This is a genomic window from Yersinia entomophaga, assembly GCF_001656035.1.
Classification (GTDB): domain Bacteria; phylum Pseudomonadota; class Gammaproteobacteria; order Enterobacterales; family Enterobacteriaceae; genus Yersinia; species Yersinia entomophaga.
On the sequence record NZ_CP010029.1, the window covers coordinates 1,932,523 to 1,955,077 of the forward strand.

Consider the following 22,555-nt stretch of genomic DNA (forward strand, 5'->3'; position numbering starts at 1 on the left):
AAAACCAAGCAAACAAAAAAATAGCAACAAACTGATTTATAACGATTTATACATCCCCCTGCCGTTACTCTTTTTTGATCATCAACATACCAAAACATTAACTGAAAGCCCATCACCTAACCCTTCCGCTGATAAGCTTTACCAGGCTTTCCATCCGCTTACGTTGAGATATTGCGACCATTTCCCCCATTAAACATGGCACCCAAATCACCGGCTAAACGCTAGCGAATTAAGCGTTCCACCAAACCACTGCGTCGCTGAGTTGGAGTCAATATTGCGCTGGTCAATACCTTATCAGTGCAATAGAGCGTTAAGTGCTTCCGAGCACGGGTTATCGCCGTATAAACCAATTCTCTGGTGACTACCGGAAGAAAATGGTTCGGTAAAACTAACGCCGTGTGCTCAAACTCCGATCCCTGAGACTTATGCACAGTCATCACATAGGCTGTTTCATGGCTGGGCAAACGACTCGGTTGTACCGATTTAATGCTGCCATCAGGTAACTGGAAATGAACGCGTAAATCGCCTTCAGAGTCATATAAAGCAATACCAATGTCGCCGTTGAATAACCCAAGGGCGCTATCATTGCGGTCAATCATTACAGGCCGGCCAAGATACCAGCGACCTGATGGCCCAGGAATCCGGCGAATCAATCCTTTCTGGTTGAGAATCTGCTCAATTCGTTCGTTCAGACCGCTAACGCCAAATGGCCCGGTTCGAAGCGCACAAAGCAACTGATAACGACCAAATTCAGTCAATATAACAGCGGGATCGGCCCCCTCAACCACCTGCTGCAAATAACGCTGATAACCGACGAGGCTATGGTGTAATAGAAGTTGGTAGTCCTCAGCGTCAGATAACGGGAAATACTCAATATCTTCGAAGTTGCCATTCAATATGGAGAGTGCCTCACGAGGCTTACCCGCGTTGACCGCTAACGCCAGTTGTCCAATGCCGGATTTCTCATCAAAACGGTAGCTTTTCCGGAGCAAACACAGGCTATCGCGTATATTTGCCGCGTTATCGATAGCAGTTCCAGCAAGCTGGCAACCGGTCAGACGCGTCAGCTCTTCTGCCCGCTTTGGGCTATACCCTGACTCTACCAGCCGGCAGATATCCCCTAAAACGGCACCGGCTTCAACCGATGCCAATTGGTCCCTATCTCCGAGGAAAATCACTCTAGCCTGCGGTGGCAGTGCCGCAATCAATTTTGCCATCATAGGTAAATCAACCATCGATGCTTCGTCTACCACCAATACATCCAAATTCAACGGATTTCCCCGGTGAAAGCGTAAACGTTGGCTATTGGGTTGAGCGCCAAGCAGGCGATGTATCGTTGAGGCCTGATCGGGAAACAGCTTTCTTTCGTTTTCACTGAGCGGCAGAGCGCTACTGGCCTTACCTAATGATTCCGTTAATCGCGCGGCAGCTTTCCCGGTCGGGGCAGCCAATTGAATACGCAATCTTTTCACTTCATTCAATTGCACCAGCGCCGTTAACAGCTTGGCCACCGTAGTCGTTTTTCCGGTGCCTGGCCCGCCGGAAATCACCGAAATTCGGCGAGTCACGGCAACAGCCGCAGCCACCTTCTGCCAATCGATTTCACTCGATGACGAACCAAACAGGTTATCCAGAATCCCTCGTAACCGTTTCTCATCGATTGGTTCATTCACTTCATCACGGGCAATAAAATCTGCTACATCGCCCTCACTCTGCCACATACGCTGCAAATAGAGGCGTTCCTGCTGTAATACTAAAGGCGTAGGTAAAGAGCCATCACTGATTGCATCCGAATTTTCTAACGCAGCCTGCAAATCTGCAGCATCCGGTTCGCCGGCAGCTTGCCATAACGCATGAGCCAAATCGGGCTGGCGCCCGCAAAACAGTCGTTCCGGATGCAATCTATCTAAAGGCAGGCAAACGTGCCCGGCTCCGGTTTCAGCGCTTAAATATGCTGCTACTAACTGGATTAAAGGAGAATTATCAGTGGCAATCATCCGTGCAAACTGAACGTCTAACGGGCGCAATAGTTTGTCGCTAACCGCCTGTTCCAGCAGCGTTATCATACTGACTCTCCTTCTACGTTCACGGATTCCCCGCTAAATAGGCGATCCATTCCTTCAACCAAGGCGATATCCGGCCGACAGTCAAAAACGCCGTTTCCGGGTTTTTGGCTGTCGGCACCACGTAAAAAGAGATAAATCACGCCGCCAAAGTGCCGCTGATACTCATAGTCGGGTAAACGATGGCGCAAATAACGATGCAGAGCCAAGGTATAGAGCTGATACTGCAAATCATAGCGATGTTCAGCCATAGCCTGTTCCATCGCCTCTCTGGTATAGGCGCTGCTATCTTCCCCCAGCCAGTTTGATTTGTAGTCCAACAGATAATATTTACCCTGCCAGCAAAATACCAGATCGATAAAACCTTTTAGCATTCCTTGAACCTGCTGGAAATCCAGCTTGGGGCAACGGGCGGACAGAGGGTCATAGTACCTGACCAAAGCATCCAGTTCATTTGGCTGCAATAAACGCTCGATAGGTAGGTAAAACTGCAGCTCTGCTTGCTTCTCCTTCGGTGATAAATGGCTCAATGTCACGCCTGTATTGTTTAACGGCGTAGTGAGGATATCGGTAATCCATTGATACAAAACCGGTTGCCATTCATCCCCTAGCCCCTGCTGCTGTAGTTGCTCAGCTAACCAGGCTTCGTCGAGGGGCTGACTGAAGTCCAAAGGTTCCAGTAAATCATGTAAAAAGGTTCCAGGCGCAGCGCCTCGCGGGAAGGTATGAGCCGTCAAACCCGCTTCTTCCGTAGGCCCTTGTTCTCCAGCAGCGTCGGTGTCCAGCTTCGGTAATAGCTCCTGAGGTAACACATCGTCTGCCGGAATACTGATATTTTTGGACGAGCCGTGTTGTTGTAACCCCGAATAACTGGTTACACGCCAGTTATCGAACATTCTGCGGGAGAAGGTACGACCAGCCAGCTCGGGCATAGGTTCGTTTTGCTGCTGCCACTGACGATCATCCAGCCGTTCGACCACGGTGACCGCAATATCCTCATCGGATAATTCAGCCAGTTTTTCAGCCAGGTAAACGGCGTCTCCTGCCTGCGCAGCTTGAACCAGGTAACCGAGAGCACTGAGATGCATATCACTCTCCCCCTGTTTTTTCCGGCCACCTTTAATGAGGGGAGCAATACCTATGCTACAGTGATAAACCGAGCGGGTAAGGGCAACGTATAACAGGCGAAGATCTTCAGCTAACCGCTCTTCTTCAGCCAGTTGCTTACTCTCGTCACTGGCGTTCAAATCCAGCAGGGCTTCAAAATTGGTTCTATCGTGGTACAACACATCCTGTTGCTGCCTGAAATTGCCCACAAAAGGCAACCAGACCAAGGGGTACTCCAATCCTTTCGACTTATGAATGGTGATGACCTGCACCAAATGGCGATCGCTTTCGAGCCTTAACTGTTGATTTTCCGATTGATGGTTGGGCTGAGCAATCTGTTGAGCCAGCCAGCGAACCAGACCATGCTCACTTTCTAACTGCGATTCTTCTTCCTGCAATAACTCCCCCAAATGCAACACGTCAGTCAGCCGCCGCTCACCACCAGCCGTAGCCAGCAGATTTTCAGCCAATCCCCTACGCGCAATAAGCTCACGTAGCATCGGTAAAACACCACGTTTTTGCCAGTGTTGGCGATAGCGATCAAACTCCTCAACTAACGCATCCCAAGCTTTTTCATCGTGATTAAGGGCATCTAACATCTGCGCATCCAGCCCCAGCAAACTGGTCGCCATAGCGCTGCGTAATGCCCTTTCTTGCTCTGGTGCCAATACCGCCTGCAACAACCACAATAAATCCTTGGCTTCTGGGGTATCAAATACGCTGTCTCGGTTGGACATATACACCGAAGGAATAGAAAGCAGACTTAAGGCATCACGTATTAACGCAGCTTCCGCGCGGCTACGCACCAGAATAGTGATATCCGACGCTTGTACCGGACGCGGCCCATCCGGTGTCTGTAAAATCGCCTTTCCATGCTGCCCGGCGGTTAGCCAATCACGAATCTGCACGGCACATTGGCGAGACATAAGCTGCTGATATTCACTCACACCAACGCCATCACCATGCTGTAACCAGAAATGCAGTGCAGGCTGCGTAAGACCCTCAATCTGGAAATCCAATACCTGGTTTTTCTCTGCCGCCGCAACTTCAATAAAGGGTATTTGCTCGAATAAAAAAGGCGCTTTAACTCGGCTAAATAAGCGGTTTACCGAACGAACCATCGGAAAAGATGAACGCCAGTTGGTTTCCAACGTGTAGTGAGCATTAACCTCAGAGCGAGCACGAATATAGGTAAAGATATCCGCACCACGGAATGCATAGATCGCCTGTTTGGGATCGCCGATAAGCAACAGACCGCAATCTTTCTGGCGGCCATACAGCGTATTGAAGATGCGGTATTGTTGAGGATCGGTGTCCTGAAATTCATCAATCATTGCAACGGGATAACGCTGCCGGATAGCGTCAGACAACATTTCACCGCCCGGCTGCTGTAAAGCAGCATCCAAACGGCTGAGAAGATCGTCAAAACCGAGCTCTGCCCGCTGCCGTTTCTCCTGCTGAACACTCATTCGAATTTCGCTGATAGCTCGAGCCAAAATCAGGTCTCGCAGCGTTAAGGGTTGTTCAAACAAAACGTCAATCGCGGTAAATAGTGGATGTTCAGGAACCGCACCTTTTTTGGTTTTTTCAAACAAAACTGTCTGGCGAAACTTCTCTAATTCTTTGGGCAAGAGATAGTCTAGGGTTTCCTGCTCGGCCCATAGCCCAACTTTCTCAAGCCAATTGGGGAGATGTTTACTGCTGTAACTACGCTTATCAACCCCTGATTCGCTAATCAAAGCAGCCAGTTCATGGGCGCTTTGACGCCAGAATTCTTTTAACTCATCGATCTTCGTGATGACCTGCTGATGACGGCTGAGAATCGTTTCGTCATCCCCAGGAGTTTGTCGCAGCTTAGGCGCCTCCCCCTGTAAATATGCAGATAAATCTTTGAGTAACGCTTCTGGTCCACTCCATTCCTGACTCACTACCGTGGCAACAGCCAAAGGCAATGGATAACAGTGACGACGCCAAAAATCGGCACAGGCCTGCCGCCGCAGCGGTAATTCATCCTGAATCAGTTTTTGTTCGAACAGAATCCCGGATTCAAATGCGTTATTAGCCAGCATCCTCTGACAAAAACCATGAATGGTATAAATCGCGGCTTCATCCATTTGCCGCTCGGCCGCGAGTAGATACGCCGCAGCAGCGGGTAAATCCGTGATCTCTGCCAATAACGCCCGATGCGCGGGATTACTACTCTGCCCTCGCACACAGGCGATACGTAATTCATGAATATTGTTACGGATTCTCCCCCTCAACTCCTCGGTCGCTGCTTCGGTAAAGGTTACCACCAAGATTTTCTCTACGGTCAGCGGGCGTGGGTAAGCGGAGCTTCCCCCCAATCCGAGTAACAATCGTAAATAGAGCAATCCGATAGTAAAAGTTTTACCCGTACCGGCCGACGCTTCAATCAGGCGTTCGCCATAAAGCGGTAAAGTCAGCGGTTCAAGGCGTTGGGGAGAATTTGTCATCATGGCACCAATACTTTCCGTGGCAGAGTTTGCTGTAACGAGGACACGTTGGGATAAGTTTTCCACCCTTTAGGCGCAGCATAACTCCCCACATCCTTTCCGTTACCTTTAACCTGAGAAAGCAACGCAAGCCCCTGAGGTTTAATCACTGCCTGCTGGAAATAGTCAGCTAGCTCGGCGTTATTAATTAGCCGAACCTGAGCGATCAATTTATCTCGAGTATCAAAAGCAAAATTATTTCGATTAAAGTCATTACTGAAGCGGCTGGCTTCTTCACCCAACGTCTGCGGGCGTTGCAGCAGTTGGTTAATCAGTCCCTGCTTATACTGCTCGAAATCTGCTGGTTTCATATCCCGCAAACGCTTCTCAGCCTGAGGATAGAAAGCCTGATAGCGTTGATAGAGGTACTTAGGTTGCTTGCTATTACTTTGCAGCAAGAAACCTATTCCCCATTGACGCCCTACCGACATCGGGAAGGCAAAGACGGCATAGCCTAACTGCTCCTCGGTACGCAACCGGTCGTAGAACCACGGTTGAATGATTTGCCCCAACAGGTTGCTGTAAGCCATGCTTTTGATTTCATCATAGCCAGTAGGAATATATACCGCAGCCAGAGCCGCATCAGTGCTACTACCAATTCGTTGTAAATTGGCCAGCTGCACCTTATCAACGATTACGTCTTCGTTGGTCCACCAATTTGTGCCAATGCAACCCAGCTGGTTTTTCAGGGCTTCAGCTAACTCGCTAACCTGTTTAGGTGCCATATTCCCGATAGCCAGGATTTCAACCGCAGACTCCTTAAGTAAACTATCACGGTAAGCGATCACGTCCTGCACTGTGATCGTATCGAGGAGCTTACTTCTTTCACTACGCTCGGTATAAGGCACGCGAGAAAGCATTTTTATCGGCTGAATCGCCAGTTCAAATGCTTTTCCTTTATCCGCAATAGCCAGCTGTTCGCGATACCAGGATTTAGCCTGCGCCAACTGCTCTTCTGTCGGAGTGAAGCTGGAGTACCCTACGACTAAAGAGGTCAATAGCTGAGGTAAACGCTGAGTAAAACCATTGGCATTGACGTATAAACCATTGTCCGGCCCGGTCGAGAAGCTAATGCCACCGATAGATGCCTGATAGCTCAATTGATCGAGAGAAAGTGAAGCCAGATAGTCTGTCAGAGCGAACAATACCTGATGACGAGCATCGTCCAGCGCATGTTGATTACGGAATGCGAGAGAGATATCCGCTTTAGGTTCATCGGCAAAATACTGGCTAGGCATATAGAACACCCGTAAACCTGGCTGATCGACGATTTTCTCTGGTCGGGTCATTTTTTTATCGACTTCAACCAAAGAAAAATTATCAGGAATATAAGGATTTAGCGTCGGTAAAGAGAGCGCGACTTTTTGTTCTAAATTTTGCCACTCTTTCAACTGCTGCGGCGTGATTTTGTTCACCTGATAAGGTGCATCAACAAAGTAAGCCGTTTTGTTATGTGGTTCATCAGGGCTGATGTACCAGATTCGGGCATTTTCCGGCGTCATTTCCGCCAATCGTGCTGCAATGGCTTTAGGATCAAAACGATCGGCCAGATAAGGCGCATCAAGCGTATGCTCGACCGGTACTCGCAGCATCATATCCACCAGCCACTCAATATAATCCATATCCCGAGTGATAGATGGATAACGGAAATCCAGGTTCAATACATGTGCAATTTCATCAAAGTAGCTTTTATTAATGCCTTCTTTGGCCAACATTTTCAGATATTCAAAAATAGCCGCAACGACTAAATCTCGCTGTGCCAGCCCTTTATCTGTCAAGGATACTGAGATTGAAAATACTCCACCGTTGCGATCAACCATAGGATCGGCCCCTGCGTTGATCGAGTCGGCAAGCCCCTGCTTTTGTAGCCAATCAGATAAGGTGTTTTTGCTACGGTTACCAATCAGATAACTAATATAAGTATCTGTCTTGCTTCGAAATTCGGCACTATTGTTGTCGATGCGAAAATCAATTTTCAGCTGCTTACGCGGCTGTGCGGGAACATAGTGAATGATGATGCCGGTTTGCTCAGCGGTAACCACAGGTACGGTGATAGGTGGAACCTTGGCATCATGATTAGGAATACGACCAAACGTATCTGCCGCTAACTGAGCCAGCTTATCCAGAGGCTGGTTACTATAAATTACGCCAACCATCAGGTTTGCGGAATAATAACGCTTATAAAAATCTAACAGTTCATCGTGCAACTTTCCGTCAGGCTTATCTCTCAGCGTCTCCAAATTTCCACCGGAAAAACGAGCGCTAGGGTGAGCCGGATTGAGCGTTTCTGCGTTAACTTGCCCAATGCGCATACCGTCACGAGAACGGGCCATAGTCAGTTCGGCATTGACCGCGTTACGCTCACGATCGGCATTAATCGGATCCAGCAGAGGCTCGGCAATAGCATCGGCCAAACGTTCGAGCGCAGGTGCTAAGGCGTCATTTTCCACTTCCAGATAAAATGCTGTGCGATAAGAAGCCGTGCTGGCATTGTGGCTACCACCGTGTTTTTTCAGGAATTCCGAAAGATTTCCCGGTTCAGGGAATCGCTTCGACCCCATAAGAACCATATGTTCAAGGTAATGAGCTAACCCCAACTGATTATCAGGATCTTCCAGCGTGCCAACAGGCAGCGCCAAAGCAGCCAAAGACTTAGGCGCATCCTGGTCAGAAACCAAAAGTACCGTCATACCGTCAGCCAGTTTTATTGCCTGATATTTGCGTTGATCGTGTTGGCTTTTATGAATGGTTTCCGCTAATGGTTGCCAACCTGTCGAAGCCCAGCTAACCGGCATCCACAACCATAATAAGAAAATTACACCGGCGATACGGGTAAGCTGTTTGTGCATTCCTTTCTCCCATGACCCTAAAAATATGGCACCAGAATTTTGTCGCGTTTGTTGAGTACCAAACGTTTGGCACCTAGTTTTTCCACAGGCTGATACTCATCAGCAAATCTCAAAAAATGTAATATTTAGGACAATAAAACAATCAGTTAGCAAAAGGTGAACAGCTAAATAAAAAGTTCGAATACTATTGCCATTTACTCTTCACCGCCCAATTGTTGTTAAACTCGATTGTGCTGCGCAACAGGTAATAAGTAACGTTCCGTTTCTTGTAAAATCATCGCCAGACGAGCGCTGTCCATGTGGCGGAAAACTCGTTGAATGTAAGGATCTTCTCCCTCTCCAGCTATTTGCTGAGATCCCTGCCAAGCCAATAAAAGCTTGTTGCGGGCTTTTTCCTGCGTGTCTTCATCCCACAGAATTTGTCCAGACTCCGCATTAAAACACTGACTGAGCCAAGCCCAGCCACTTTTGCTCAAAAGCAATAATGGTCGGCTCATTCCTTTTTGGTAACCCTCGAGTAATATCTGCAGATTAGCCTGAGCCTCACAGGCCTCCAGAGGCCCAAAACGCCATGCGGTTCCTTTTCGACCATACATTCGGCTTTCGCCCTTTCCGCCCGCTGCACAGTAAACCACGTGTTCAACCCAAAGAAGCAACCCATCCACTGCGGTTAGAGCCGCTGGCCGCCAGCGAACTAATCCATCGGCTTGCACCTGATGTATCCAGCCGGTGATAGACATGTTTTCCACAGTGATATTTAATTCAAGGCTATATGTCTCGCAGCGCTCCTCTCTGACTTGCTCGGCAAGCAAGGCCATTTCTTCGAGCTGACCGCGCCAGTAAATCTCGCCAAATGCCCCGAAAGGAAGATCGCCACTCGCTCGCGCTCTAGCAAAAACTTTATCAACATCTGACTGCTCTACTAATGCATTCAATAACTGAGTATTTAGTTGATAACGGCTGAGATTATCCAGCGTGAATGGCTCTTCGTCTGGTAATTCCGTCTCTTCGATCACGAAGTTAACCCCCAAACGACGCTGGAAAAAGGCTCGAATCGGGTGACGATAAAAGCTGGTTAAGTCATCCAGTAGCAGTTCTTGTACTGGCTCCGGCGAGAGCGGCTGATTAAAATCAGGATGAGCCTTCCCCTTTGCGCCTGCAGCAGGCAACCATTCCACCGCATAGCTTTGCATTTCACTACCCTGAATAAAGTTCTCTATCGCGAAGGGTACTCGCGCATGCCAGTTTTGTAAGTGATCAATAACCTGTTGTGCGCTTTCATCCACGCTAACAGACTCATCGCCGGGAAGATGGAAACTCTGACCGATATATTCGATCAATTCACTCACCAGTACCGACGGATAGCGCAGACTATTATCCTGAATCGAACGCCCGATATAGCTGATATACAGACGCTGTTGTGCTGACAGTAGAGCCTCGAGGAACAGATAGCGGTCGTCGTCCCGACGGCTGCGATCTCCACGCTGAATTTGTTTAGCCATCAAATCAAAGCCCAACGGGGGCAGAGTGCGCGGGTAGACACCGTCGTTCATTCCCAACAAGCAAACCACTTTGAATGGGATTGAGCGCATCGGCATCAATGTGCAGAAGTTTATTGGCCCTGCCAGGAACCGCTGACTGATTCTCTCGTTATCCAACCGAGAAGCCAGTTCTTCTCGCAGTAAAGTCAGGGGAACACATTCAGGATACTGGGCGCTAATGCCATAACCGATCACTTTTAACCATTGCTGCTCAATCAGAGCAAGCACCGCTTCAGTTTCATTATCCTGTTCAAAAAAGGTATCGAGCAGTTGGCGACATAGCGGCGACCATTCCGCCAGCGTTCGCGCCTCACTCAATTGCTGCCTCCAACGACTCAGTTGCATCAGCATTTCGGCTAATTGCCCAACTATTTCTGCCGCCAGACCACTGGCTTCATCATATGGCAGAACATCATGCCAATCGCCGGCCTCACTGCTCATCGCGTAACCCAATAACATGCGAGTCAATCCAAAGCGCCAGGTATGCTGCCCCGTAGCCGGTAACGATAATTCGCGGACATTATCATCATCCAGCCCCCAACGAATGCCGGATTCACCGACCCACTGGCGTAAGCGTCGCAGCCCGTGTTCATCAATACCAAATTTGTTAGCTAGGGCTGGAACTTCCAGTAGCGCCAATACCTGCTCGGAGGTAAAACGGCTTTGAGGCAGGTCCAGCAAGGTAATGAAAGCCTGCAGCGCAGGATGTGCCTGACTGGCTTTCCGATCTGAGATAGCAAAAGGCAGGTAACGATCGGCAGAAACATTACCAAAAACCGCCTGAATATAAGGCGTATAGCTATCTATATCCGCAACCATCACAATGATATCTCTTGGCGTCAAACTGGGATCTTCCTCCAGCATGGCCAAGAGTTGATCCTGTAAGACCTCGACTTCTCTTTGTGGGCTGTGACAGATATGCAGGCAGATAGAACGATCAGACGGATCCAAAAGACGTTTTTTATCGCTGGAGGCTAACGTTTCTGGGGTTGTACCAATAACGGCGTGATCTTCTAGCTCCAGCATATCGTGTTGAATCGCGTGCAGCAGATTATCAGGCTCAATATCGACAAAAGCATGTACCTCTTGAATCTCATCGACCTGAGATAACAAATACATATGGTCGCGCCCCAAGCGTCCCCAAGAAGCCAAAAGAGGGTTACTTAGCTCTTGCTCCCCTTCCTCGTTAAACAGTAGTGCAGCATTCTCCGGCTCACGGAATAGGCTTAACTCCAGTTTTTCGCGATAATGTCGACGTTTACGGCTCTGCAACTTTGCCAGAAAAGCGTAATTCTGGATATCGCCCCAAAAATAGCGGCAAGGATTGGTGAACATCAGGTGAATATCAATATGTTTACCTAAGGCTTGCAACGCCGACAGGTAGATTGGTGGTAATGCAGAAATACCACAGATAAAGACTCGTTTAGGCAAACCCGGAGGGCAAACGTCGGTTTCAAGTAAGGTGCGAATAAACCGTTGATAAAGATTGGCACGATGCCATTCTGGCTGCTGAAGCTGACGTGTATATTCGGTTAAAGCTTTCCAAAGCGGAGCCTGCCATTCCTGAGCCTCGTCCAGACCGTCGACTCTAAGCCCTTGCTCCCAAGCCTCCAGCCACTTGGGTCGATATACCAAATATTGGTCAAACAGGTCAGCGACCCGCGCCGCTAGCTGATAAATTTTTCGTTTATCGCCATCGTCACTCAGGTAGCGCTGTAGCGACGAAAAGACGGGTTCGTTTAGTAAATCGGGAAGTAGCCACATCAGTTTCCAAGTCATGGCATCTTTGCTGAAGGCGCTTTCTTTCGGTATGCCAGGTAATACCTTAGTAAACATATCCCAGATGAATGTTGCGGGCAGCGGGAACTCGATATTAGCCGCAATGCTAAACTGTTGTGCCAATTGCATCTGTAGCCATTGCGCCATTCCGGGGCTTTGCACCAAAATAACTTCCGGCTCAAAGGGATTATCCAACGGATCTCTTTCTATCAATGCCGTAGTCAGCGTTTTGAGTAAATCTAATTGATTAGAATGATAAACCGTGAACATCGCGACTCCCAAATGGCGCATATAATCTATAGGTCAATCGGGTCATTCCTGATGAATTCCCTCTAGTACCCAATACTCTAGCCTGACATAGCCTAATGTAACAGGTTATAAACCTATAAGAGATTCATAACCCCTTACTTCCCCGATAACAGTAAAGCCGATAAAGCTCGACTCGCTGTCGCAGCGGCGTAAGGATCTCAACGTTTAACCTCTCGCACAAGTCATCAACCCGCGTAATCACACTGTTATGTTGCCAGCCTGTACGTTGCCAGCCTGTCTTCGGTGGCCACGTCATTGACTCTGCAAGTTCCCTGGTCATAAAAGACTCGGTTTCATACTGAGCTAAAAGCCACGCCTGTTTTCCATGCCATTCCCGATAAAAACCCTGCAACAATATTTGGTGATATTGCAATACTCCGAGTAAGGAAACTGACAATAACAAAACCGCTATCATGACCTCAGGTAAGCTCAAACCCTGCTGACTGTTTTGATTGATGAACCGCCTCTCCATGGTCTTATTTTTCCTGCTAGAAATTGCTATTAGCCTGAGCAAAATTCCCTCTCCTTTTCCGGGCAAAAATCTAGCCAACCCTGAGCGATACCAACAATATGATGTCCCTCCGGCGAAACTTGCGCGTTGTCTGGAGCAACTCGCTGATAAAGATCTATTTTGTGCCCGTGGCGGTTCCCCCCCCCTTCTCCCCTTAATACGAAGATATTTGGTGTAACACTCGCTTTAATACAAACCCTCAATGCTTCTGAAAGATGCTCCTGACAGTGCCACAATCTTTTACTCTGCCGGGGGGGGGCTACCTGATGCAAAGGCCATCTCTGGCTTATTCCCCAGCTCAGGGCGGAAATCGCCAGGTTATAGCTACGCAGGTAATGTTGCTCATTACGACTCATCAGTAGCAGATTATCTAACTGCCTATGCATGGCCTGAAGCAACAAGAGGCTCAGAGCAAAAACGAAAGTCATCGTCATCAGTATGGCGCTACCGTTCTGCGAAGATTTTCTCATAGGTTGTAACCTCGGACTCTACGCTGCAACTCTTGCCGTATCTGCGTTCGCTTCCCTACCTGCCCAGATAAGTTAAGGGTTAAGAGATTTCCCCTTAACGGAATATATTCTCGTTGTACGTCAAAGCCAGTGACAAAAACTTCTGTTGCATCAAATAACCTTTCCCACCCACTACTTTGACAATCCGTTTCCCCGCGAGCACTTTCCAGCTGATTTTTACGTAGTCGATAGCCAAAATACTCGGAATGCTTATGCCTTATCCCCTCCCACTGACCGTTTCGATTCAGGTCGTAAGCCACAATGACGCAAGAATTGGCTTTCTCTCCTGAATACTGCCCCAGAAACAACCGCTTCCCTTGACAGAACCCATTGCAGAACCCGGCTCGGCGCAGATCTTTTTCAATGATTGAGAGAACCCGTTGCATTGATAATTCAAGCCGATAATGCTGATAAACTGCCGTCAGCCGCTGGCGTAGTTGCGGATAAATATTCACACTGCTTAAAACCATCATGCTGCCAAATATCAAGGCAACCATCACCTCCGGCAGGCTGAATCCGTCAGGGAAACAACAACCGAAACATCGGCTTCTTTTCGTTCGAAGGTTAGGGTCAGTGACTAACATAGTGGTATCCGAAACTGAGCATGTTTCTCTCCGCACAATCTGATTCGTCCATGATTCGAAATAACTAACCGAATACGACCTGCCGCATTAGCCAGAATAATTCGCCCCGGTTGCGCAGTGTTCCTTAGGCCATAAAATCCAAGGCTCTCAGGCGTTAACTCAACCAAAGTAATACCTGAGTAATCGGGCGTGAATAACCATCCATCCTGCGCCTGACACCCTTGTAATGGCTGCTCCCCGCTACCAATACACCAGGTATCATCGAAGCTGTGCCAGAGCAATGCCGGCCTATTCAACCAAAAAGCGTCAGCCTGCAAGCGAGTTAAGAAACCTAGTAACTGCCGAGCGGTTATCTCTAGCCTCTCCCGCTGCTGATAATGGCTCCAATGTTGAAAACTGCTGACTGAGATGTAAGCAAGCAGAGCCAGCACCAGTAGCCATTCAATCAGGCTAAACCCGCGTTGTTTCATACATACATGAGTTTTCATCCGGCGAGTTTAAGGAAATCACCAAATGAAGCCAGAGGTAGAATGAGAAGTCTGGAGAGGCTCCGCAACCTCTTTAACGGTGGTGTAATGGCGGCTGTCAATCTGCGTAGCAACACGCATTTCTAAACTGAAAATGAAAATAAGAAGGTCTGGGGAGAAATAAAAAAACGGAGCCGTTTGGCTCCGCTCTGTTCTGAGACTCATTTATTAAACAAGTCAGTTATAGCTGTTGTATTGACGGTTAAATAGCTATTGGAGCTTTAATCCCCGGATACGGATCGTAGCCTTCAATTTCAAAATCTTCAAAGCGATAGTCAAACAGCGACTCAGGTTTACGCTTGATCACCAGCTTCGGCAAAGCACGCGGCTCCCGGCTCAGTTGCAAATGAGTTTGTTCTATATGATTGCTGTACAGGTGAGTATCCCCGCCCGTCCAGACAAAATCGCCGACTTCCAGCTCGCACTGTTGCGCCATCATATGCACCAACAGCGCGTAACTGGCAATATTAAACGGCAAACCGAGGAATACATCGCAAGAACGCTGATACAGCTGGCACGAAAGCTTGCCATCGGCCACGTAGAACTGGAAGAAAGCATGGCACGGTGCCAGCGCCATTTGATCCAGCTCGCCAACGTTCCAGGCAGAAACAATGATACGGCGTGAGTCCGGATCTTGTTTTAGCTGCTCCACAACTTTACTCAATTGATCGATTTGGCGGCCGTCTGCCGCTCCCCACGCCCGCCATTGCTTACCGTATACCGGGCCTAAATCACCGTTTTCGTCCGCCCATTCATCCCAGATAGAAACGTTATTATCCTTCAGGTAACCAATGTTGGTATCCCCGTTCAGGAACCATAGCAGTTCATGAATAATGGAACGCAAATGGCAACGCTTGGTGGTGACCAGCGGGAAGCCTTCCTGCAAATTGAAACGCATCTGATGCCCGAAAACCGACAGAGTACCGGTTCCCGTACGGTCAGCTTTTGGGGTGCCCTCATCAAGCACTTTTTTCATCAAATCCAGATACTGTTTCATGTCACCTCACGAAAGTTGTTGCTGAGGACGGCGGTACGCCCAAATCATCATAATAATACCGGCCACAATCATTGGCACAGACAAAATCTGCCCCATGCTGATTACACCGTCGAACAGGCCAAGCTGCGCATCTGGCTGGCGGAAACATTCCACCACAATACGGAAGAAGCCATAACCAATCAGGAATAGCCCCGACACGCTGCCCATTGGGCGCGGTTTGCGGATAAACAGATTCAGGATAATAAATAGGACTACACCTTCCAGAATCATTTCATATAGCTGAGACGGATGGCGTGGCAACACTCCATACTGGAACAGAATGCTTTGTAACTGAGGATCGGTCGCTGCCAGCGCAATATCTTCACTACGTGAGGTTGGGAACAACATCGCCCACGGAGTATCCGTGGTTACTCGTCCCCAGAGTTCGCCGTTAATAAAGTTACCTAAGCGACCGGCACCTAAACCGAATGGAATCAGTGGCGCTATAAAATCGGAAACCTGGAAGAAATGGCGTTTTGTGCGATGGGCAAACCACAACATGACGCAGATAACGCCGACCAGCCCACCGTGGAACGACATGCCGCCATCCCAGACTTTAAACAGGTAAAGCGGGTTATCAATAAACATCGGCAGGTTATAAAACAGGACATAGCCTAAACGTCCGCCGACGAACACGCCGACAAAACCAGCATACAATAAATTCTCTACTTCATCTCTGGTCCAGCCGCTGCCAGGCTTGTTTGCACGGCGAACCGCCAACCACATGGCAAAAACGAAGCCCACCAAATACATTAAACCGTACCAATGGAGAGACACCGGCCCGATGGAGAAAATGATCGGATCAATATTAGGAAACGCCAGATAGCTGTTGCTCATCTATCACCACAATATGTCTAGGATTTTCCCCAAATTGGGGGCTGCAGGGAGCGCATGATAGCATAGGCAGGCGACATTCAGGGGAACGGCAAAGGGAAAAGTTCTGTAAACAATGACGGCGAATATTCCCGCCGCCCTCTGACTGCTCAGCTATTTTCCGCCTCGAATCAGCCCGCCTAAACCGCGGCGTTCCATAAATGCGGCAGTTAAATGACGCACATCGGTGGTCATTTGCGCCGTCAATACACGCTCTGCCAAAGCTTCCGCTTCGGCCAGATCAACATTACGCAGCAGGTATTTAATTCGCGCCACGCTGCGCCCATTCATACTCAAATGACGATAGCCTAGACCTATCAGCAGTAAAGCGCCCATAGGATCTCCGGCCATTTCACCGCATAAACTGACCTGTAAACCGGAATCGGTCGCCTGCACCAGTATTTGCCGCAGCACTTGCAGCATAGCCGGATGCAAACTGTCATACAGCGAAGCAACTCGCGTATTATTCCGATCAACCGCCAACAGATATTGTGTTAAGTCATTGGTCCCAACCGAAATAAAATCCACCCGAGATTTCAGGTACGGCAACATAAAGATCATCGCCGGTACTTCGATCATCACGCCAAGGCGCGGCTTTGGTAATTCATACCCCAGCGCTTCTTCCACTTCCCGTCCGGCTCGATCGATCAAGCGCTTCGCTTCATCCACCTCTTCCAGACTGGTGATCATTGGCAGCAAAATCCCCAGATTGCCGGTACCGGCATTGGCCCGTAGCATCGCCCGTACCTGAATCAGAAAGATCTCCGGCTGATCCAGCGTGATCCTTATCCCTCGCCAGCCCAGACACGGATTTTCCTCGCTTATCGGCATATAAGGCAGCTGTTTGTCAGCACCGATATCCAGCGTTCTAAGTGTGACCGGTTTTTGCGGATAAAGCTGTAACATGCCCTGATACTGGGCCACCTGCTCTTCTTCGGAAGGAAAGCCGCTCTGGAGCATAAAAGGAATTTCGGTACGATACAGGCCGACGCCATCGACGCGCCCGCCGAGCAGTTGCTCATGTTCCGGACTTAAACCCGCATTGAGCAGCACCTGAATACGTTCGCCACTTTTCAGCTCAGCGGGTTGCTCAACATCGTCTTCGGCCAGCTTGCTCAGCTCGATTTCTTCGTTAACCAGACGCTGGTATTCCTGCACCAGCACCGGCTCTGGATCCACCAGAATCTCGCCGCGATAGCCATCAACAATCAATAATCTTTGGCTTAATAGGGAAGGCTGAATATCCGCACCCATTACGGTAGGAATACCCATGGCGCGCACCAGAATCGCCGCGTGCGAATTTGCTGCACCATCGCGCACCACTACGCCCACCAGACGATCCTGAGGAACTTCAGCCAACAAAGTGGCGGTTAATTCATCAGCGACCAGAATAAAACGCTCAGGCCACTGGCTCGCGCCGGAGGTGCTGTCATCGAGATGGAAGAGTAAACGCTGCCCCAGAGCACGCAGATCGCCGGCTCTTTCACGCATATAAGTGTCTTGCAGGCTGGCAAACTGAGCAGCAAACTGCTCCACAACTTGCTTGACCGCCCATTCCGCAACGGAACCGGCGTCAATTTCAGCAAACAACTCCCGCTTCAGGCGAGCGTCGTTTAATAAGTGGGAGTAAAGGTCAAAAATAGCCGCACTTTCTTTCTGGGAACTAGCGGCAAAACGCTTACTGAAACGACGAAACTCGGCCGCCGCTTCTTCCAATGCCTGAGTTAAGCGTTCACGCTCACGCGCGCTATCCAAGGTTGAGGCTTTGTAAACCTGATCCAGTGAAGGCTGGGTAGTGTCCTGCCAACCTTCTGCAACCGCCACGCCCGGTGCGGCAGCCAGTGCCCGAATGCGAGTTTGACGATATTGACCAAAAATAGCGTTGAGCTGAGATTGAGACAGAATGGCCGCCAACTGTGTGGCCAGCGTGACCATAAATGATTCTTCGCTTTCATCGAATTGACGATGTTCTCGCTGCTGCACCACCAGCACGCCGAGCAATTGCCGACGATAAATAATGGGAACACCGAGAAAAGCGCGGAAGCTATCTTCTTTAACCTGCGGGACATACTTAAAACTGGGGTGACTTTGCGCATCAGCCAGGTTGATCGGTTCGGCCAGTCGCCCGACCAATCCCACCACACCTTCATCAAAAGCCAGCGTAATAGTGCGACCCCGAGGCTTTTTCAAACCTCGGGTCGCCATTAGGTAATAACAACGACGGTCATTATCTGCCAGATAAATCGAGCAAACTTCCGTGTTCATCGCCAGACAGGTTTCATTGACCAACAGCTCTAACGCATCCGTCAGGCTGGCTGCCATCGCAACTTTCTCTACGACTTCTCGTAAACGCGTGAGCATGATTGGATAACTTAACCTCTTTTCCGGCGATAAGCGGGTGGTGTCCGCGGCGGAGTCACCTCCTGCATCGGCATCACTGTAGCAGCAAATTCCTTCATCACGCGGCGGTAGACATCCCGTTTGAATGACACCACCTGACGAACCGGATACCAGTAGCTTACCCAGCGCCAACCATCAAATTCTGGCGTGCTGCTGCGCTGCATATTGATATCGGCATCGTTACACATTAACTGCAGTAAAAACCATCTCTGCTTTTGGCCGATGCAAACCGGCTTTGTATCCCAACGCACCAAACGTTTCGGTAATTTATAACGCAGCCAGTTACGGGTTGAAGCCAGTATTCGGACGTCCTTTTTATTCAGTCCAACTTCTTCAAACAGTTCGCGGTACATCGCCTGTTCCGGCGTTTCGCCAGGGTTGATTCCTCCTTGAGGAAACTGCCAAGAGTGCTGACCGTAACGTCTGGCCCACAACACCTGCCCCTGCCTATTACAAATTACAATACCCACGTTCGGGCGGTAGCCATCATCATCGATCACCGGACTACCTCGATAAGCTTAATACTCAAAGATGCTCTGATTGTTTCACACTACCAACAGGCGGTAAACCACTGCTTATCAGTGATTGAAACACCATGACCTTGGGATAACTCACAGATATTGGCAAAGTTATAAACACCCTCGGCCAGGCTCGGCTAATTTTATTCACTTTTTCTGTGGATATATGTGTGCAGAACTCAGGGGTAAGACGGGTACAACTCATTTTAAGTAAATTATAGACGAATAACAAAAAACAAATTAAATCATATTTTTCATCAAATTAAGTTATGCACAGGGTATAAGTAAAGTGCAAAAATGTGATCTGTATCCGTTTATGATCCTTGGCTGATTAAAGATCCACCAATGCGGTTTTTATCCACAGATAATGCGGCTAAGTTACACAAAAAATGGCTAAACTCGCAAAAAAACCCTGCGTCAAGGCTGTAAATTGAACCAGTATTCATGTTTCAACCAGGTTATCCCACAAATCTGTGGATAAATAGGTGTAAGATCCTGTTCATTGTTGCTGGCAGCTAGTGTACAAATCGATGAAAACAAAATCACAGCCCGGTTTAAGTGCTAAAAAATCACTGTTAAATCATGCTATTATTAATTTTCATTCACAGCGATAATTAAAGTTCGCTGCGGTGTATTAAAGCAGTGCATTTTTTAACCCATCCTGATGAGTTTTTTCACTATGTCGGTTTATTCACAACCCCCAGCACCACCGGTAGACGAACAACAGCTCGTGGATCGCGCTCAGGCGCTGGCAGGCTTCACGCTAGGAGAGCTTGCCGCCCGGGCTAACTGGCCTATTCCTGCGAATCTAAAGCGTGATAAGGGGTGGGTTGGTATGCTATTGGAGTTTTATTTAGGTGCCAGCGCTGGCAGTAAGCCCGAACAGGATTTTGCAGATATTGGCATCGAGCTAAAAACGATCCCAATCAGTGCGCAAGGTAAACCGTTAGAAACGACATTTGTGTGCGTCGCGCCCTTAACCGGAAATAGCGGCGTAACCTGGGAAAGTAGCCATGTTCGTCATAAACTGGCGCGAGTTTTATGGATTCCGGTTGAAGGTGAACGACAAATTCCACTCGCCGAACGTCACATCGGCGCGCCACTGTTGTGGAGCCCAAACGCAGAAGAAGAAGAGCTGCTGCGCCGCGATTGGGAAGAATTAATGGATCTGATTGTGTTAGGTAAGGTGGAAAGTATCACTGCCCGCCACGGTGAAGTATTGCAATTGCGTCCCAAAGCGGCGAATAGCCGAGCCTTAACCGAAGCTATCGGCGAAAAAGGCCAGCCAATTCTGACGTTGCCGCGCGGGTTTTACCTAAAGAAAACCTTCACCGCGCCCTTGCTGGCTCGGCATTTCCTGCTTTAGAGATTGTTCTGAGCCGTACTGAGGTTATGATCCATTAATAACAGCGTATAATTACATTCTTGTATTTTTTAAGGTGTGTAAACGCAATGTTTGAATGGATTGCCGATCCAAATGCCTGGCTGGCACTGGGCACGTTGACGATTCTGGAAATTGTTCTGGGTATTGACAATATTATTTTCCTTTCTCTAGTCGTAGCAAAATTACCTAAAGCCCAACAAAACAAAGCTCGTCGCATTGGGCTGGCCGGTGCCATGCTAATGCGTTTGGCATTACTGGCCTCTATCGCCTGGGTTATTCGCCTGACTAATCCATTATTTACGGTGATGGAACATGGGGTTTCCGCGCGGGATCTGATTTTGTTACTCGGTGGACTCTTCCTGATTTGGAAAGCCAGTAAAGAAATCCACGAAACGGTAGAAGGCAGCAATAACGATCATCAGAGCAATGTCAGCACGTTCTTTGGTGCCATCGTACAAATCATGCTGTTGGATATTATCTTCAGCCTGGATTCTGTTATTACCGCTGTGGGACTTTCCGATCATCTCTTTATTATGATGGCGGCGGTGGTTATTTCCGTGGGCGTGATGATGTTTGCCGCCAGACCTATTGGCGAATTTGTTAACCGTCATCCTTCCGTCAAAATGCTGGCACTGGCATTCCTGATTTTAGTGGGGTTCACCCTGATGCTGGAAAGCGTTCAAATCCACATTCCGAAAGGCTACATTTACTTCGCCATGTTCTTCTCTATGGGCGTTGAAACGCTGAACCTGCTGCGCAGCAAAAAGAATAAAACCAATAATATTTAAACCTAATTTCTGCGGGTGCAACCTTATGCGCCCGCATCACTCTTTTTTGCTCACATTCATCTCATGCCCTTCCCCCGTATCTACGGCTTCGATATAGTCGGATAAGGCCGTTTTATTTTCGCCTGGTAATTTCGGACATTAAGGAAGGTCGGCAATGCAATATCACCGTATCCCCCACAGTTCTTTAGAAGTAAGCCTGCTGGGTCTGGGCACCATGACCTTTGGTGAGCAAAACAGCGAAGCCGATGCCCACGCTCAACTGGATTACGCCATCTCGGCAGGTGTTAACCTAATCGATACCGCCGAGATGTACCCAGTACCGCCCAAACCTGAAACTCAGGGACTGACCGAGCAATATATAGGTAGCTGGCTTAAAGCCCGCGGTTGTCGCGAAAAAGTGATCCTGGCAAGCAAGGTTTCTGGCCCGTCACGTGGAAACGATCAACCCATTCGCCCTGCGATGGCATTGGATCGCAAAAATATCCGCATTGCGCTAGATGCCAGCCTTAAACGCCTCAATACCGATTATCTCGATCTCTATCAATTACATTGGCCACAGCGGGAAACCAACTGCTTTGGCAAACTGAATTACCGCTACGCGCAGGAAACCGCCACGGTCACACTGCTAGAAACGCTGGAGGCACTGGCAGAACAAGTCCGCGCAGGTAAAATCCGCTATATCGGCGTGTCTAATGAAACCCCTTGGGGTGTGATGCGCTATCTGCAATTAGCAGAAAAGCACGACCTGCCGCGAATCGTTTCTATCCAAAACCCTTACAGTTTGTTAAATCGCAGCTTTGAGGTAGGTCTGGCTGAAATCAGTCAGCACGAAGGTGTAGAGTTACTGGCTTACTCCAGCCTGGCATTCGGCACGCTTAGCGGTAAGTATCTGAACGGCGCCAAACCACCTCAGGCACGTAATACGCTATTTAGCCGCTTTACTCGCTACTCTTCGCCGCAGGCACAGTTAGCCATAGCCGAATACGTGGCGCTGGCTAAAAAACACGGACTGGACCCAGCTCAAATGGCGTTGGCTTTTGTTCGTCAACAACCGTTTGTCGCCAGCACGCTGCTTGGTGCAACCACGTTGCCACAGTTGAAAAGCAATCTGGATAGCCTGCATCTGATTCTGGATGAAGAAGTTTTGCAAGGTCTGGAAGAAATTCACACTCGTTATACTTTCCCCGCACCTTAACTGTAGCAGTGGTCGCTAAATGCAAAAAGGCCGTCACATTGGACGGCCTTTTCTATATAAAATTATATA

General features: G+C 48.8%; 15 protein-coding genes. 3 read left to right on the forward strand and 12 right to left on the reverse strand.

Going from position 1 to position 22,555, the window contains the following annotated elements; all coding sequences use genetic code 11:
• Positions 1-221: 221 nt before the first annotated feature.
• From recD to rppH, 12 genes are all read right to left on the reverse strand, one after another.
• On the reverse strand, positions 222-2,066 hold the full coding sequence (gene recD / locus PL78_RS08805) for an exodeoxyribonuclease V subunit alpha (protein ID WP_064514823.1): 1,845 nt from the start codon (positions 2,064-2,066) through the stop codon (positions 222-224).
• Complete coding sequence (gene recB, locus PL78_RS08810; protein ID WP_064514825.1) at positions 2,063-5,647, reverse strand: exodeoxyribonuclease V subunit beta; 3,585 nt, start codon at positions 5,645-5,647, stop codon at positions 2,063-2,065. The genes recD and recB overlap by 4 nt, the downstream gene beginning before the upstream one ends.
• A complete protein-coding gene (ptrA, locus tag PL78_RS08815; RefSeq protein ID WP_064514827.1) occupies positions 5,644-8,532 on the reverse strand; it encodes a pitrilysin in 2,889 nt (962 codons plus the stop codon). The genes recB and ptrA overlap by 4 nt, the downstream gene beginning before the upstream one ends.
• A gap of 218 nt (positions 8,533-8,750) precedes the next feature.
• On the reverse strand, positions 8,751-12,122 hold the full coding sequence (recC, locus tag PL78_RS08820; RefSeq protein WP_064514829.1) for an exodeoxyribonuclease V subunit gamma: 3,372 nt from the start codon (positions 12,120-12,122) through the stop codon (positions 8,751-8,753).
• A gap of 124 nt (positions 12,123-12,246) precedes the next feature.
• Positions 12,247-12,633 carry a prepilin-type N-terminal cleavage/methylation domain-containing protein gene (locus tag PL78_RS08825; RefSeq protein ID WP_064518341.1) on the reverse strand — a complete coding sequence of 129 codons (387 nt, stop codon included), beginning with the start codon at positions 12,631-12,633 and terminating at the stop codon, positions 12,247-12,249.
• Positions 12,634-12,662: 29 nt separating this feature from the next.
• Positions 12,663-13,142: a YgdB family protein gene (locus tag PL78_RS08830; protein WP_064514831.1), complete on the reverse strand. Its 480-nt coding sequence runs from the start codon at positions 13,140-13,142 to the stop codon at positions 12,663-12,665.
• Positions 13,139-13,765: a prepilin peptidase-dependent protein gene (locus PL78_RS08835; protein ID WP_084414309.1), complete on the reverse strand. Its 627-nt coding sequence runs from the start codon at positions 13,763-13,765 to the stop codon at positions 13,139-13,141. Before PL78_RS08835 ends, PL78_RS08830 begins: the two co-directional genes overlap by 4 nt.
• Positions 13,759-14,235, reverse strand: coding sequence for a prepilin peptidase-dependent protein (locus PL78_RS08840; RefSeq protein ID WP_235601016.1), 477 nt, complete (start codon positions 14,233-14,235; stop codon positions 13,759-13,761). Before PL78_RS08840 ends, PL78_RS08835 begins: the two co-directional genes overlap by 7 nt.
• Positions 14,236-14,494: 259 nt before the next feature.
• On the reverse strand, positions 14,495-15,289 hold the full coding sequence (thyA, locus tag PL78_RS08845) for a thymidylate synthase (RefSeq protein ID WP_064514837.1): 795 nt from the start codon (positions 15,287-15,289) through the stop codon (positions 14,495-14,497).
• A gap of 6 nt (positions 15,290-15,295) precedes the next feature.
• Positions 15,296-16,165, reverse strand: a complete 870-nt coding sequence (gene lgt / locus PL78_RS08850) for a prolipoprotein diacylglyceryl transferase (protein WP_049599839.1) — start codon at positions 16,163-16,165, stop codon at positions 15,296-15,298.
• A gap of 150 nt (positions 16,166-16,315) precedes the next feature.
• Complete coding sequence (gene ptsP, locus PL78_RS08855; RefSeq protein ID WP_064514839.1) at positions 16,316-18,562, reverse strand: phosphoenolpyruvate--protein phosphotransferase; 2,247 nt, start codon at positions 18,560-18,562, stop codon at positions 16,316-16,318.
• A gap of 11 nt (positions 18,563-18,573) precedes the next feature.
• Complete coding sequence (gene rppH / locus PL78_RS08860; protein WP_049599834.1) at positions 18,574-19,101, reverse strand: RNA pyrophosphohydrolase; 528 nt, start codon at positions 19,099-19,101, stop codon at positions 18,574-18,576.
• 697 nt (positions 19,102-19,798) lie between these two features.
• Here rppH and mutH point away from each other — a divergent pair.
• The 3 genes from mutH (at position 19,799) to PL78_RS08875 (ending at position 22,486) form a co-directional block, all read left to right on the forward strand.
• Positions 19,799-20,485, forward strand: a complete 687-nt coding sequence (gene mutH / locus PL78_RS08865) for a DNA mismatch repair endonuclease MutH (protein WP_064514841.1) — start codon at positions 19,799-19,801, stop codon at positions 20,483-20,485.
• A gap of 86 nt (positions 20,486-20,571) precedes the next feature.
• Entirely contained in the window at positions 20,572-21,291 is a 720-nt protein-coding gene (locus tag PL78_RS08870) for a TerC family protein (RefSeq protein ID WP_064514843.1), read from the forward strand.
• Positions 21,292-21,445: 154 nt separating this feature from the next.
• Positions 21,446-22,486, forward strand: coding sequence for an NADP(H)-dependent aldo-keto reductase (locus PL78_RS08875; protein WP_064514845.1), 1,041 nt, complete (start codon positions 21,446-21,448; stop codon positions 22,484-22,486).
• The last annotated feature ends 69 nt before the right edge of the window (positions 22,487-22,555 follow it).